The sequence below is a fragment of the Curtobacterium sp. MCBA15_004 genome (genome assembly GCF_001865055.2).
Lineage (GTDB): Bacteria > Actinomycetota > Actinomycetes > Actinomycetales > Microbacteriaceae > Curtobacterium.
In genome coordinates this window covers 1085572-1099657 of sequence record NZ_CP126266.1, presented here as the reverse complement: position 1 = coordinate 1099657, position 14086 = coordinate 1085572, and the positions used below count along the sequence as shown (strand labels likewise).

At 73.1% G+C, this 14086-nt stretch carries 12 protein-coding genes; 4 read left to right on the top strand and 8 right to left on the bottom strand.

All coding sequences use genetic code 11. The annotated features are described in order from the left end of the window. Nucleotides 1–117: 117 nt before the first annotated feature. The gene (locus QOL16_RS05200; RefSeq protein ID WP_065965211.1) at nt 118–678 is read left to right on the top strand and encodes a YceI family protein; all 561 of its coding nucleotides are present in this window, start codon (nt 118–120) and stop codon (nt 676–678) included. 290 nt (nt 679–968) lie between these two features. On the opposite strand, the gene QOL16_RS05195 is transcribed toward QOL16_RS05200, so the two are convergent. Further along, nucleotides 969–1121 (bottom strand): hypothetical protein, encoded by a 153-nt coding sequence (locus QOL16_RS05195; protein WP_175473054.1) that lies wholly within the window; start codon nt 1119–1121, stop codon nt 969–971. 417 nt (nt 1122–1538) lie between these two features. Here QOL16_RS05195 and QOL16_RS05190 point away from each other — a divergent pair, with 417 nt between their 5' ends. Together QOL16_RS05190 and QOL16_RS05185 are read left to right on the top strand one after the other, a co-directional pair. Then, complete coding sequence (locus QOL16_RS05190) at nt 1539–2105, top strand: TIGR03086 family metal-binding protein (RefSeq protein WP_071283270.1); 567 nt, start codon at nt 1539–1541, stop codon at nt 2103–2105. Next, nucleotides 2102–3109: an aldo/keto reductase gene (locus tag QOL16_RS05185; RefSeq protein ID WP_071283272.1), complete on the top strand. Its 1008-nt coding sequence runs from the start codon at nt 2102–2104 to the stop codon at nt 3107–3109. Before QOL16_RS05190 ends, QOL16_RS05185 begins: the two co-directional genes overlap by 4 nt. 120 nt (nt 3110–3229) lie before the next feature. On the opposite strand, the gene QOL16_RS05180 is transcribed toward QOL16_RS05185, so the two are convergent. Then, nucleotides 3230–4162, bottom strand: coding sequence for an oxygenase MpaB family protein (locus QOL16_RS05180; RefSeq protein ID WP_065964582.1), 933 nt, complete (start codon nt 4160–4162; stop codon nt 3230–3232). A gap of 59 nt (nt 4163–4221) precedes the next feature. Between QOL16_RS05180 and QOL16_RS05175 the strand changes: the two genes are divergently transcribed. Further along, a complete protein-coding gene (locus QOL16_RS05175) occupies nt 4222–5904 on the top strand; it encodes a long-chain-fatty-acid--CoA ligase (protein WP_071283274.1) in 1683 nt (560 codons plus the stop codon). A gap of 41 nt (nt 5905–5945) precedes the next feature. Here QOL16_RS05175 and QOL16_RS05170 read toward each other — a convergent pair whose 3' ends face one another. The 6 genes from QOL16_RS05170 to QOL16_RS05145 all read right to left on the bottom strand — a co-directional run bounded on the left by QOL16_RS05170 (nt 5946) and on the right by QOL16_RS05145 (nt 13972). Beyond that, nucleotides 5946–6944, bottom strand: coding sequence for a DMT family transporter (locus QOL16_RS05170; protein WP_071283276.1), 999 nt, complete (start codon nt 6942–6944; stop codon nt 5946–5948). Further along, nucleotides 6941–8842, bottom strand: a complete 1902-nt coding sequence (locus QOL16_RS05165; protein WP_254780197.1) for an amino acid transporter — start codon at nt 8840–8842, stop codon at nt 6941–6943. The genes QOL16_RS05170 and QOL16_RS05165 overlap by 4 nt, the downstream gene beginning before the upstream one ends. Nucleotides 8843–9026: 184 nt before the next feature. Then, on the bottom strand, nt 9027–9875 hold the full coding sequence (locus QOL16_RS05160; RefSeq protein ID WP_370692462.1) for an ABC transporter permease: 849 nt from the start codon (nt 9873–9875) through the stop codon (nt 9027–9029). Continuing rightward, on the bottom strand, nt 9872–11011 hold the full coding sequence (locus QOL16_RS05155; RefSeq protein WP_254780185.1) for an ATP-binding cassette domain-containing protein: 1140 nt from the start codon (nt 11009–11011) through the stop codon (nt 9872–9874). Before QOL16_RS05155 ends, QOL16_RS05160 begins: the two co-directional genes overlap by 4 nt. Nucleotides 11012–11064: 53 nt before the next feature. Next, nucleotides 11065–11886, bottom strand: coding sequence for a hypothetical protein (locus QOL16_RS05150; RefSeq protein WP_071283296.1), 822 nt, complete (start codon nt 11884–11886; stop codon nt 11065–11067). A gap of 424 nt (nt 11887–12310) precedes the next feature. After that, nucleotides 12311–13972 carry an inositol monophosphatase family protein gene (locus tag QOL16_RS05145; RefSeq protein WP_083394938.1) on the bottom strand — a complete coding sequence of 554 codons (1662 nt, stop codon included), beginning with the start codon at nt 13970–13972 and terminating at the stop codon, nt 12311–12313. Between the last annotated feature and the right edge of the window lie 114 nt (nt 13973–14086).

Below are 14086 nucleotides of genomic sequence, written 5' to 3'. Positions count from 1 at the left end.
GTTGGTTGACGCTTCAACCAATCAGGTGCAGAATGGGCTACCATCGGGTTCGATGCAGGCGCATGAAACTACTGCGTCGCTCGGGAACCGCAGACCAACGCTTCAGAAGGAGTCACCATGACGCTCACCGCCTCCGCCATCCCCGGCTACCAGACCGGCACCTGGAAGATCGACCCGACGCACTCCGAGGTCACCTTCTCGGTCCGGCACCTCGCCATCAGCAAGGTCAAGGGCTCGTTCGAGCGCTTCGACGCGACGCTCGTGACCGCCGAGAACCCGCTCGACACCAAGCTCGAGGCCTCGATCGACGTCGCCAGCATCAACACCAACCAGGCGCAGCGCGACCAGCACCTCGCCACTGGTGACTTCTTCCTGACCGAGGAGCACCCGCAGATGACCTTCGTGTCGACCGGCATCCGCGAGGACGGCGACCACATGCTCATCGACGGCAAGCTCTCCCTCCGCGGCGTCACCAAGGACGTCACCCTGAAGACCGAGTTCGGCGGCGTCACCACCGACGGCTACGGCCAGGTCAAGCTCGGCGCCGAGGCGACGACCAAGATCGACCGCACCGAGTTCGGCGTGAACTGGAACGCCGCACTCGAGGCCGGTGGCTTCACGCTCGGCAACGACGTGACCATCAACCTCGACGTGCAGTTCGTCCTCCAGGCGGCCTGAGCTCCCCAGCTCTCGAAGCACTCCGTCACCGGGACCGCCCCGAGCGGTCACGGTGCGCGGGGACACTGAACAAGCGCACTGCAGCACCCGGCGAACGGCCCGGCTCCTCCCCCACGGAGCCGGGCCGTTCGGCGTTCCCGCCCCGGGTTCGACTCCCGAGGCCCCGCCGTCCCGCCGTCCCCCGCCGGCCCGCTCTCACCCCCGTCCCCGGTCATCACCGACACGCGCCCCACCCGCGAACGGGCGATGTTCGCACCGGACCTCGACCTCGCTGTGCCGAATCCGCCCGCTCACGTCCCGCTCGTACGGGCCGCTCCGGTGGTCTGCTCGACGGCAGCCAGGTTCAGCCACGCGCCGCGCCGCGCCATGCCAAGCCGCACCACGCCCGCGAACACCGCCATGGCCCCGGACACACCCAAACCCCGAGCGAGCGAGATGTGCACGGCACCAGCTGAACCGATGCGAACATCGCCCGCCCGCAGGACCAACAACGCAGCCTGAGGACGACCGCCTCGTGCAGACGGACAGCAGACCGGACGGCCTGCTGAACCGAGCGATCACGACCTCCACGCCGACGTTCGGGCGGACGCGCACGCGGGAATCGCCCGCCCGATGCCCTCGTTGCACCCGATGCCAGCACGGCGAACACTCACGCGGAAGTCCGACGGGCAGAATCGGTGCGAGCACGACTCACGGACGTGCACACATCGCCCGCCCGCGCGCGAAGCTGAGCGCGCGCGGCCGACGACGGCACCACACCCCCACCCGCCAAGCACCAAGCACCAAGCACCCCCCACCCACCGCGCACCCAACCACCGCCCCCGCCCACCGCGCACCCCACCGACGAACAGGAGCACCCCATGGCCACCGACTGGATCGCGATGCAGGAGCTCGCCGCCGCCGAGTTCGGCCGACGGGTCGCCGCCGTCACCGACTGGGACGCAGCGACCCCGGACTCCGAGTGGACGACCCGCGACCTCGTCCGGCACGTCGTCGACGAGCAGCGGTGGATCCCGAAGCTCCTCACCGGCTGCGACTACGCCCAGGCCGAGGCCGACATCGATCCGATCGGCGACGACCTGCCGGCCGAGTGGGCGAAGTTCGCGTCCGAGGCCTCGCGGGCCTGGCGGAATGCGCCCGCTGACACCCCGGTGCACCTCAGCACGGACGTCGTCAGCGCCGGGGAGTACCTCACGGAGCAGACGAGCGACATCACGATCCACACGTGGGACCTCGCCCGGGCGACCGGGACAGACGAGACCCTCCCGGAGGAACTCGTGCAGGCCGTGTGGGAGTACTTCGAGCCGCAGGTCGAGGATCTCGCAGCGACCGGGCTCTACGCGGCCCCGGTCGAGACCGGGGCGGACGCGCCCCTCCAGGTCCGCCTGCTCGCCGTCACAGGGCGCGATGCCAGGGTGGACGCATGACCAGCGACGAGACCCCGACGGTCCCCACCACACGCCTCGGCGCCTCCGGCCTCGAGATCAGCCGGATCGTCCTCGGCATGATGTCCTACGGCGACCCCGAGCGCGGCGCCCACGCCTGGAGCGTCGACATCGACCAGGCGCGCCCGTTCGTCCGTCGTGCGTTCGAGGCCGGCATCACGTCGTTCGACACCGCGAACGTGTACTCCGCAGGCTCCAGCGAGGAGATCACCGGGCAGCTCCTCAAGGAGATCGCCCCACGCGAGGACGTCCAGGTCTTCACGAAGGTGTTCAACCGGATGCGCCCCGGACGCAACGGCGCCGGCCTCTCCCGCGCCGCGATCATGCACGAGATCGACGCCTCGCTGACGCGCCTCGGCACGGACTACGTCGACCTCTACCAGATCCACCGTTTCGACCCGGCCACCCCGGTCGAGGAGACGATGGAGGCCCTCCACGACGTCGTGAAGGCCGGCAAGGCCCGCTACATCGGCGCGAGCAGCATGTGGACGTGGCAGTTCGCGCAGATGCAGCACGTCGCCGAGCTGCACGGGTGGACGAAGTTCGTCAGCATGCAGGACCAGTACAACCTCCTCGAACGCGAGGAGGAGCGCGAGATGCACCCGTTCGCGCAGGCGACAGGCGTCGGCGTCATCCCGTGGAATCCCCTCGCCCGCGGCCGCGTCACCCGCCCCTGGGACGCGCAGGGCTCCGGCAGCCGCGCGGACACCGACGAGTTCGGCAAGACCCTCTACCGCCAGGACGAGGACGCGAACCGCGCGATCGTCGGCGCGGTGCAGGAGATCGCCGAGGCGCGCGGCGTGAGCATGGCCCAGGTCGCCCTCGCGTGGGTGGCCGGCAAGCAGGCCGTCAGCGCGCCGATCATCGGCGCGACCAAGGAGCACCACATCGACGACGCGGTCGCCGCGACCGCGATCGAGCTCACCGCCGACGAGGTGTCGCGACTCGAGTCGCCCTACACACCCCGGGTGCCGTCCGGTTTCTGACGCACCACGAGACGGACGGGAGGCGCGGTGCACGCTGCCACCGCGCCTCCCGTCCGTCCACGGGTCGCGTCGCGACCCGGATCGTCCCTCGGCCGCGTCGGTCGCCGGAGCGTCCCGCGGTCAGGCCGGCGCGCCGGCCGCCCGCCGTTCGCGCTCGAGCCGCTCGATCCGGGCGAGGGCCGCGCGCTCCGTCCCCGGCTGGTTCCCCAGGACCGCACCGATGCCGTCCAGCACCAGGCCGGCGGTCCGCCGCACGGGCAGTTCGACCGGCCCGATCGCGGGTGTCCGCAACCGGAGCATCGAGCGGTGCCGCGGATCGAGGGTCGCGACCGCGCCGTCGAAGACCGCACGGTAGCCCGGTCGGAGCAGGCGGGCGAGCGGCGGGTCCTTGATGAACCGCACGACGTCGTGGGTGCGGGCGTCGGCCTGCAGCTCGCCCCGGTCGAGGTACCCGTTCATCTGCTCGCGGAGCTCCGTCTCGGACTCCGGCGCGTCCTCCACCCCCATGAGCCGCCCGGCGGTCGCCCACTCGCGCACGTAGGCGTCGGCGCCGCCCGGGATGTCGGAGCCCCAGACCTGCGCGCTCCGCAGGAACGCGTCGGTGAAGGCGAGGTGCACCCACCGCGCGAGGTCGGGGTCGTTCGCCGCGTACGGCCGCGTGACGCCGTGCCCGTCGACGTACTCACCGACCACCCGCTCGTGCAGCTTCCGCACCCACTGGCTGGCGTGCGTGGCCTGGGCGGTGTCGCCGTGCGAGACGGTGTAGATCCAGCGGATGGTGCCGGCGAGGCGTCCGAACGGGTCCTCGCGGTAGCGGGAGTGGTCGGCCACCCCGGCGAGCGCGCCGGGGTGGAGCGCCTGCACCAGGAGTGCACGGACGCCGGCGAGCACCGTGTGGTTGCCGCCGTGCACGGCCCAGGTGGCGGAGCCGGGCCCGAAGAACCCGGCGTCGGAGCCCTGCTCGAGCGCATCGATCCACTCGGGGCGCTCGGTAGCGCCGTTGGTGAAGGTGTCGTTGAGGCGGGAACGGAACGCGGCGGACACGGAAGGCATGCGTCCATCGTCCGTCGCGCCCCTGACAATGCGCACTGCCCCGCCGGTAGGTTGGCCGGGTGAGCATCGACACGCCTCGTCCCTGGCTTGCCTCGTACGCCCCGGGGGTCCCGCACGACATCGAGGAGCCCACGGGCTCCCTCGCCGACATCGTGGAGCAGTCCGCGCAGCGCTTCCCGGGGAGGGTCGCGCTGGAGTTCTTCGGACGGACGACGACGTACGCCGACCTCCAGGAGCAGATCACGCGCGCCGCGAACGGCCTGCGCAAGCTCGGGGTGACGGCCGGGGACCGCGTGGCGATCGTCCTGCCGAACTGCCCCCAGCACGTCGTGGCCTTCTACGCGGTGCTGCGGCTCGGCGCGATCGTGGTCGAGCACAACCCGCTCTACACGGCGCGCGAGCTCCGCCACCAGTTCGAGGACCACGGCGCGAAGGTCGCGATCGCGTGGGACAAGTCGGTCGCCACGCTGCAGGACTTCCCGGCCGACGTCGCGCTCGACGCCATCGTCTCGGTCGACATCACGCGCGCCATGCCGCGGTCGACCCGCATCGCCCTCGCGCTGCCGGTCGCCAAGGCCCGCGAGTCCCGCGCCAAGCTGACGACGTCGGTCCGGGGCACGACGCGCTGGGACGACCTCGCGTCGAGCCGCAAGCTGTCGAAGCGCCACCCGCGCCCGACCGTCGACGACGTCGCGCTCATCCAGTACACGTCCGGCACCACGGGGGTGCCGAAGGGCGCGGTCCTGTCCCACCGGAACCTCATCGCCAACGCGGCCCAGGCCCGGGCGTGGGTGCCGCAGATCCGTCAGGGCGACAACACCGTGTACGCGGTGCTGCCGATGTTCCACGCCTACGGGCTGACGCTCTGCCTGACCTTCGCGATGAGCATGGCGTCGCGCCTGGTGCTCTTCCCCGCGTTCGACCCGGCGCTGGTGCTCAAGGCGATGAAGAAGCACCCGCCGACGTTCCTCCCCGCCGTGCCGCCGATCTACACGCGGCTGCAGCACGCCGCCGACTCCGCCAAGGTCTCGCTGCAGGGCATCGAGATCGGCATCTCGGGTGCGATGCCGCTGTCCCAGGACGTCGTCGAGCCGTGGGAGGCACGGACGGGCGGGTACCTCGTCGAGGGCTACGGTCTGTCCGAGTGCTCCCCCGTGCTCATGGCCAACCCGGTGTCGCCCGAGCGTCGACTCGGGGCGATCGGACTGCCGCTCTCCTCGACCGAGGCCCGCGTGGTCGACCCGGACGACTCCACGAAGGTCCTCGGCACCGGCGAGGCCGGCGAGCTCCAGGTCCGGGGTCCGCAGGTGTTCCGCGGCTACTGGGGCAAGGCCGAGGCCACCGACGAGGTGTTCACGCCGGACGGCTGGTTCCGCACCGGTGACGTCGTCTCGATCGACGCGGACGGCTTCGTCAGCATCGTCGACCGCCTCAAGGAGCTCATCATCACCGGCGGCTTCAACGTCTCGCCGTCCGAGGTCGAGGACGCGCTCCTCAAGCACCCGAGCGTCCGCGAGGTCGCGGTCGTCGGCATCACCCAGGCCGGGAACGAGCAGGTCGTTGCGGCGGTCGTGCCGAAGGACCCACGGACGTTCGACGCCGAGGCGCTCCGGGCGTGGTCCCGCGACCAGCTCGCCGCGTACAAGGTGCCGCGCCGGGTCGTCGTGGTCGAGGACCTGCCCCGCTCGATGATCGGGAAGGTGCTGCGCCGCAAGGTGCGGGACCAGATCACCGGCAAGTAGCAGCGCACGGACCCGGGACGGAGCAGCGCGCAGACCGCTCGCTACGCCCCGGGCCCCGCGCGGCCGCCCTTGCCCGCGCCGGCCGGCACGGCGAGCACCGCCAGACCGACGACGACGAGCGCGATGCCCGTCCACCCGGCGACGCCGAGGCGCTCCCCCACGACGAGGACCGCGAGCACCGCTGCCACCACCGGTTCGAACAGCGACAGCAGGGTGGCCGCCGACGCGCTCGTGCGCCGCAGGCCGAGCGCGTACAGCGAGTGTCCGAGCACGGTCGGGACGAGTGCCAGGTACAGGAACACCGGCCAGTTCGCCCCGACGGCGAGGTCGTCCCGCCCGACGACCACCGCCAGGACCGTGAGGGGCACGGCGGCGAGCCCGAACACCGCGCCGACGATGCCGCGCCCGTCCGACGCCGTCACGACCGGGAGCGCAGCGGCCCCGGCACCCGCACCGCCTGTCGTCGCGCCCACGACGGTCCCGGCCCCCAGCCCCCGGGCGACGGCCCACGAGTACGTCGCGTAGGTGAGGCCCGCCAGCAGCGCGGCGCCCAGGCCGGCCAGCAGACGCTCGTCGCCGGTCGCCCCGGACCGCGCGAGCGTCACCACGACCATGCCGACGACGCTCACCACGGTGGCGACCACCCAGCGCCGCGTCACCCGCCGCCGGTCAGCGGCCCACTCGACCAGCCCGGCGAAGAGCGGCGACGAGCCGATCGCGACCGTCGTACCGAGGGCGACCCCGGCGTCGTCGAGGGCCCCGTAGAAGGCGACCGCGTACACGACGAGCGACGCCGCCCCGAGCGCCACCCAGCGCCGGCCACCCGGCCGCGTCACGGCACGCACGGCGCGACGCCCTGTGAGCGCCGCGAAGACCAGTCCGCCGAGGCCGAAGGTGACCGCGCCGAACACGGCCGCCGGGACGCCGGGCGCGAAGTGCGTCGCGGTGCCGGTGGTCCCCCAGACCGTCGCGGCGACGAGGACCGCCGTCACGCCGCCGGCGGACCGGGAGGCGCGGGCCGACCCCGCCGCGTCGCTCACGACACGTGGACGGTGGGACGCCGGGCCACGTCGGGTTCGGCTTCGCGCAGGACCTCGCGGGTGACCGGGGCGACGTCGCCGACGCCCGTGAACACGAAGCGGATCGCGTTGCGGATCGGGTTCCCCTCGTTCCACTCGAAGTAGATCCCGGGCACGACCCCGGCGATGTCGCGGATCGCGAGCAGCGTCGACGCGATGGTGTTCGGCACGTTGCCGGACCGGACCCGGAGCACACGGTGCCCGTGGACGACGTGGCCCTCGACCAGCAGGTCCTCCTCGAAGTCGGACGAGTCGGCGGGCAGGACCTCGAGGAACATCGTCGGCACGCGTGCCGGGATGCCCGAGTCACGTCGCTCCTCGCGGCCCTTCGCACGGTACGCGGCGGCGGTCCCCGCACCCGGCTCGTTCGCGATGATGCACACGGCACTGAACTGGTCGGCATCGGCCTCGATGAACTGCCGGGCGACCGCGTCGAGCTCGATCGACGAGGCGCGGAGCTCGAACGACCGCCGGACGCGGGACACGAGCGACACGACGACGATGGCGATGATGAACACCGCCGCGATGCGGACGCCGTCGGGGCGCTCGATGACGTTCGCGACCGTGGTGTAGACGAACACGACGGTGATGACGCCGAACGCGACCGTGCGCTTCCGCTGCTGCTTCCGGCGCGCCGACAGGGTCACGGCGAACGCGGCACTCGTGATGAGCACGAGCACGCCGGTCGCGTAGGCACCGCCCTGTGCGTCGACGTCGGCCTGGAACAGGATCGTGATGGCGAAGGCGATGAGCGTGAAGATGATCACGAGCGGCCGGGTCGCCCGTGCCCACTGCGGCGCCATGCCGTACCGGGGCAGGAACCGCGGCACGAGGTTCAGCAGGCCCGCCATGGCGCTCGCACCGGCGAACCACAGGATCGCGACCGTCGAGAAGTCGTAGACCGACCCGAACACGTTGCCGAGGTACTCGTGCGCCAGGAACGCGAGCGCGCGGCCGTTCGCCTGCCCGCCGGGCTGGAACTCGTGCTGCGGGATGAGGAACGTCGTCACGATCGACGACGTGATGAGGAACGTGCTCATGATGACCGCGGCCACGGTGAGCAGGCGGCGGGTGCCGCGGATCCGTCCCTCGGGTCGGGCACTGGTGTCGTCGGTGGCGTCCCCGCGGACCTGTGGCATCACCGCGACGCCGGTCTCGAAGCCGGACAGGCCCAGGGCGAGCTTCGGGAACACCACGAGCGCGATCCCGATCATGACGAGCGGGTTGCTGTGCTGCGTCGTGAGGCTCGTCCACCAGTCGCCCACCACCACGGGGCGCTCGAACACGTGCCACAACGCGACGCCCACGACGACCGCGTTGAGCGCGAGGTACACCGCGACGAGGCCGACCGCGATGCCGATCGCCTCCTTGAAGCCGCGCAGGAAGACCACCCCGAGCAGGAGCAGCAGCGCCAGGGTGAGCGGCACCGGGATCTCGGTGAACCACTCGGGCGTGAAGGGGTTCTCGGCGATGTGCGCGGTCGCGTCGGCGGCGGACAGCGTCATCGTGATCATGAAGTCGGTGACCGCGAACCCGAGCAGGACGAGCACGAAGAGCTTCCCCGCCCACCAGGGCAGGAGCTTCTCGAGCATCATGATCGAACCGGCGCCCTTGAAGCTGTCCTGCGCCACACGGCGGTACACGGGCAGCGCGCCGAACAGCGTCACGAGCACGAGCACGACCGTGGCGATCGGTGAGAGCAGCCCGGCGGCGAGGGCCGCGATCGCCGGCTGGTAGCCGAGCGTCGAGAAGTAGTCGACGCCGGTCAGGCACATCACGCGCCACCACGGGTGGGTCTTCTCGACCTCGACCTGGTGCGGGCCCTGGTGGGTAGCCCCCTGGTCGGCGCCGTGCAGCATCCACCGGCGCAGCCGGTCGCTGCGGTCGGCGGGTCGCTCGGGGGCGTCGCGTCGAGCGGCGGGCTCGGCTTCGGTCGCGGTCACGGTCACGGTCACGAGAGACGATGGTAAGCGGTCGCGGGCTGTCCCGGGAGCGCGGGACAGCCGGGTGTGGACAACCGCAGGTTCCACGTCCGCCCGGCGGCTACTTCGCGCTGATCCGCGTGTACTTGTTCACCGCCCACGGCACGAACACGACGAGCATCACGGCGATGCCCACGAGCACGGTGAGCACCGGGTGCTGCATCGTCCACACGTCCGGCACCGGCGCGGACCCGACGTTGCCGAACAGCTCCCGCGCGGCCTGCACGAGGGACGACACCGGGTTCCACTCGGCGAACACCCGCAGCACGAGCGGCATCGTCTCGCTCGGGACGAAGGCGTTCGAGATGAACGTCAACGGGAACAGGATCATGAACGAGGCGTTGTTGATCACCTCGGGTGTCTTCACGCTCATCCCGAGCAGCGCCATCACCCAGCTGAACGCGTAGCTGAACAGCAGCAGCAGCGCGACCCCGGCGAGGAACTCGTGCGGCGCCGACTGCACCCGCCACCCCACCGCGAGCCCCGTCAGCATCATGATCACCATCGAGATGCCGTTGAGCACGAGGTCGGAGTTGGTCCGCCCGACCAGGACCGCCGACGCCGACATCGGCAGGGTCCGGAAGCGGTCGATCAGCCCCTCCTTGAGGTCCTGCGCCATCGCCGACCCCGAGAACGTCGCGCCGAACACGACCGTCTGCGCGAAGATCCCGGCCATCAGGAACTGCGTGTAGTCCGTCCCACGCACCTGGATCGCACCGCCGTACACCTGGCTGAACAGCAGGACGAACATGATCGGCTGCAGAACCGCGAACACGAGCATGTCCGGCGACCGCTTGATCTTCACCAGGTTGCGCTTCGTGACGGTCCAGCCGTCCTCGAACCACACCGCCACCGGAGACGTGACCGCGACGGGCAGCTGCCGGCTCGTCGCCGTGCCGACGGCGGTCACCGGACCGACTCCGAGGTCGCGCCCGCGGCGTCGGCACCGTCCGGCGGGTCGCCACCACCCGGCCGGGAGGCGCGGCCCGCCTCCGCCCCGTCGGCCCGGCCGGACGTGTCGGCAGCGTCCGTCGCCCCGCCGCGGCGACCACGTCGTCGCGAGCGCGCCGGACCGCCGTCGCCGTCCTCGTCGTCGCCGGTCGCCACGTGGCCGGTGAGCCGGAGGAACACGTCGTCGAGCGTCGGCCGGCGCATCCCGGCGTCGTGCAGCGCGATGCCGGCCTCGCCGAGGTCGGCCAGGACCCGCTGCAGTGCCGACGGCCCCGCCTCGACCGCGATGCCGAACGTCCGGCCGTCACCCGAGGACTCGACGTCCCCGACCCCGTAGCGGCGCAGCGCCGTCGTGGCGGCGTCCCCGTCGGCCGGGTCGACCAGGGTGACGACGACCCGGTGCCCGCCGACCTGGGCCTTGAGCTGGTCGGCGGTGCCCTGCGCGATGACGTGCCCGTCGTCGATGACGGCGATGTCGTCGGCGAGCTGGTCCGCCTCCTCGAGGTACTGCGTGGTGAGCAGCACGGTCGCTCCGTCCGCGACGAGCCCCTCGATGATGCCCCAGAGCGCGAGACGGCTGCGCGGGTCGAGCCCGGTCGTCGGTTCGTCGAGGAACAGCACCCGCGGGTTCATGACGAGTGCCCCGGCCAGGTCGATCCGGCGTCGCATGCCGCCCGAGAACCCCTTCACGGGGCGGTCCCCCGCCTCGGACAGGTCGAACACGTCGATCAGCTCGCGCGCCCGGTCCCGCGCGGTCCGTCGACCCAGGTGGTAGAGCCGCCCGATCATCTCGAGGTTCTCGAACCCGGTCAGGTTCTCGTCCACCGCGGCGTACTGCCCGGAGACGCCGATCGAGCGCCGGGTGGCCTGCGGGTCGGCGACGACGTCCACGCCGTCTATCGTCGCCGTCCCGCCGTCCGGTACGACGAGCGTGGTGAGCACCTTCACGGTGGTGGTCTTGCCCGCGCCGTTCGGCCCGAGGAGGGCGGTGACGGTGCCCTCGGGGACGGACAGGTCGAGCCCGGCGAGGGCGTGCACCGGGCCCGACTTCGACCGGTACGTCTTGGTCAGCCCGGAGGCTTCGATGATGGCCATGGCGGTCCTCCTGCGGTCGTGCAGTACGTCAGGTGCCCCGGCGACCCCGCACGTCACACGTCGAAGTCGCCACCGAGGTCGCCGAAGCCGCCACCACCGAGGTCGCCGCCGCCGAAGTCGCCTCCGCCGCCGCCGCCGGTGCCGTCGTCCCAGCCCGCGTTCTCGTACCCGCCGCCGTCGCCTGCGCCGTCGGCGGGATCGCCACCAGTGTCCTCCTGACCACCGTCGCCCGCAGCATCGGTACCGCCGTCGAACGATCCGGGGTCGGGCAGGAACGCGCTCATGATCGTCGACCCGATGACGTAGCCCGCCACGGTGCCGAGGACCGACGCGCCGACCATCCGGCCGAACGAGGGCCCACCACGCTGGCCGAACCCGCCCGCGCCGCCGCCCATCCCGCCGAGCGAGCGCTCCATGAAGCCGGGCTGGCGGATCTCGGACCGCGTCGCTGCCTGGGCCAACGAGCGCGGGTCGTCGCCGCGCGGGGCCTCACCGGCGGGGGCGGTGCGGGTGAACTCGTCGTAGACCATCCGGCGCTGCTCGGGCGTGAGGGTCGCGAACGCCTCGGCGTGCACCTCCTCGATGCGCTCCGGCGGGGCCGTGCGGAGCAGGTAGCGGTACCGCTCGACCGCGCGCTCGTCGTCGGTCGTCGCGCCGGCGCCGGACTGCCCACCCGGCTGGCCGCCGCCCTGCGGACCGCCCCACTGCGGAGCGCCGTACGGGTCCGCAGCCCCGCCCTGCTGCGGTGTCACCTGGTACGACTGCTGCCCGTACCGGTACCCCTGCTGCTGCGGTGCGGCCGGCTGCTGTCCCCACTGGTCCTGCTGGGGACGGTCGCGGTCCGGACGGCCGAGCAGACGGTCGAGGAATCCCATGGCGATGCTCCTTCGTGCGCGGTCCGCCCCGGTCGGGACGGTGCGTCGGGTGCCACCCTAGGCAGCCCCGTCGCGCCCCGGCTGAGCGGCTGCACAGAGTCGGCCGGGAGCCCCCGGGGCGTCGCCCGACCGCGCGCTCCACGCTCGGTCCCACGCGCATCGCCCGTGAGGAGCGCCGGTCGGCCCGGGTGGGAGCTCCCACCCACCGGACGGGAGGCGCGTGGCGGGGCCGACCCGCGCCTCCCGTCCTACGCGTCGCGGGACGCCCTGCCGGGCCGGTGCGGCGGCCTCCACCACACCGGGTCACCGAGCCGGACGGGAGGCGCGTGGCGGGGCCGACCCGCGCCTCCCGTCCGACGCGTCGGCGTCGACCGCCCGCGCCACGCAGCCCGGACCGGTCACCGGTTCGCGCTGCGCCCGGGGGTCAGCCCGCGGCGAGCGCCGCGGTCCACACCGCGTGCAACTCGTCGGCCGCGCCCGGGTGCGCGACCAGGAACGGCTCACCCTCCCCGGGGAAGCCGTCCACCGGGCCCTCGCGGGTCATGACGACACCGCCGGCCTCGTGCACGAGGAGCACGGCCGCGCCGTGGTCCACCGGGTCGAACGCCGGGACGCACCCGCCGACCCCGCGGCCTGCGGCGACCTGTGCGATCGTCAGCGTGCTCGAGCCCATCACGCGGAGCGCACAGGAGCGCTCGGCGAGGGCCTCGACCAGCGCGCCGAACGACCGGCGGTCGCGCCGTCCGCCGAACTCCGCGCCCACGACCGCGCCGGCGAGCGGACGCGGGCCGTCGTCGAGCAGCAACGGCGTGTCCCGCAGGACCGCCCCACGGCCGCGTCGGGCCTCGAGCACGTCGCCGCGCCACGGGTCGGCGACGACGCCCACGAGCGGACGACCGCCGCGGGTCAGGCAGAGCGACATCGCGGTCCACGGCACGCCGTTCACGAGGTTCGTCGTGCCGTCGACGGGGTCGAGGTACCACCGGTACCGGTCGCCCGGGGCGTCGCCGTACTCCTCGCCGGTGAAGCCGTGGGTCGGGAAGGCCGCACGGACCCGGGCGCGGACGAGTCGCTCGACCGCGCGGTCGACGTCCGTGACGAGGTCACCGGGGGAACGCTTCGTCGACACCCGACCGACCGGGTGCTCGCGGGTGAAGGCGACGACCTCGTGCGCGATGCGGTGCGCGAGGGCCTGCGCGCGGGTCGCGACCTCCTCCTCGGTGGGCTCCCGCTCTGGACCCGACCAGCCGTCCCGCTCGCCGCCGACCAGGGCCGCGCGGGTCGAGGCCACGTCGTCGGTCGCGATCAGGTCGACGCCGAGCCGGGCGGCCCAGCGGACCGGTTCCGGCTCGTCGACCGTGTGCACGGCGACGCGGAGCCCGAGGTCGTGGGCGGCGGCCAGGGTGGCGGGGGTCAGGAAGACGTCGTCGAGCACGAGGGTCGAGGGGCGGGGTGCGGGGGCCGCCGCGGTCGGGGTGCCCGCGGCCGCCGCGGTGCCCGGGCGGGCCGCGGCCGCTGTGCCGGCGGCCGCCGCGGTCGAGGTGTCGAGGTCGGCTGCGGTCGGGGCGTCCAGCGACTCCCACGGCAGCCACGTCTCGGCGGCGGGGAGCACGGTCCGGACCACCGCGAGCGCCTCGCGGGACCCGTTCCAGGCGACCGCGGTCGTCGCCGACGTCGCCGCGACCGTGCGGGCCGCGACCAGGGCGTCGGCCGGGTCGACGACGTGCAGGAGGAGCGTGCTCCGGCAGTCCTCCAGGCGTTCCAGCACGGCGTCGAGCCGCGGGATCCGGTCGAGGCCGTTGCCGAGTCGCGCGACCTCGCACCACGGCACGTCGGCGACCCGGCGGGGATCGCCCCACAGACGACCGAGGGTCTCGTCGTGCAGCAGGACGGCGACCTCGTCCGCGGTGCGTCGGACGTCGACCTCGACCACGTCGGCGCCAAGGGCCTCGGCGACCGCGATCGCGGGCAGCGTGTCCTCGCGTCGGACGCGCGGGGCACCGCGGCGGGCGACCAGGCGTGGGACGGGCCGGACCGACCGGGCCGCGGCTGGTGCTCCGGCGGGGACGGGTGCGGTGGTCGTCATCACGGCATGGTGCCCGCGGCGGGTGGCGTCCGGGTGACGGCCGGGTGAACGGGGCGGTGCCGGTGCGGGTGGTGCGGCGGTCCGGGTGCGCGTCGGAGCGGTCAGGCGCGCGGG

Bases quoted from the DNA above. Each gene is read 5' to 3' on its own strand.
- QOL16_RS05185 (WP_071283272.1), top strand. From the start codon at position 2,102: ATGACCAGCGACGAGACCCCGACGGTCCCCACCACACGCCTCGGCGCC.
- QOL16_RS05200 (WP_065965211.1), top strand. From the start codon at position 118: ATGACGCTCACCGCCTCCGCCATCCCCGGCTACCAGACCGGCACCTGG.
- QOL16_RS05165 (WP_254780197.1), bottom strand. From the start codon at position 8,842: ATGCTGCACGGCGCCGACCAGGGGGCTACCCACCAGGGCCCGCACCAG.
- QOL16_RS05180 (WP_065964582.1), bottom strand. From the start codon at position 4,162: ATGCCTTCCGTGTCCGCCGCGTTCCGTTCCCGCCTCAACGACACCTTC.
- QOL16_RS05155 (WP_254780185.1), bottom strand. From the start codon at position 11,011: ATGGCCATCATCGAAGCCTCCGGGCTGACCAAGACGTACCGGTCGAAG.
- QOL16_RS05190 (WP_071283270.1), top strand. From the start codon at position 1,539: ATGGCCACCGACTGGATCGCGATGCAGGAGCTCGCCGCCGCCGAGTTC.
- QOL16_RS05145 (WP_083394938.1), bottom strand. From the start codon at position 13,972: ATGACGACCACCGCACCCGTCCCCGCCGGAGCACCAGCCGCGGCCCGG.
- QOL16_RS05150 (WP_071283296.1), bottom strand. From the start codon at position 11,886: ATGGGATTCCTCGACCGTCTGCTCGGCCGTCCGGACCGCGACCGTCCC.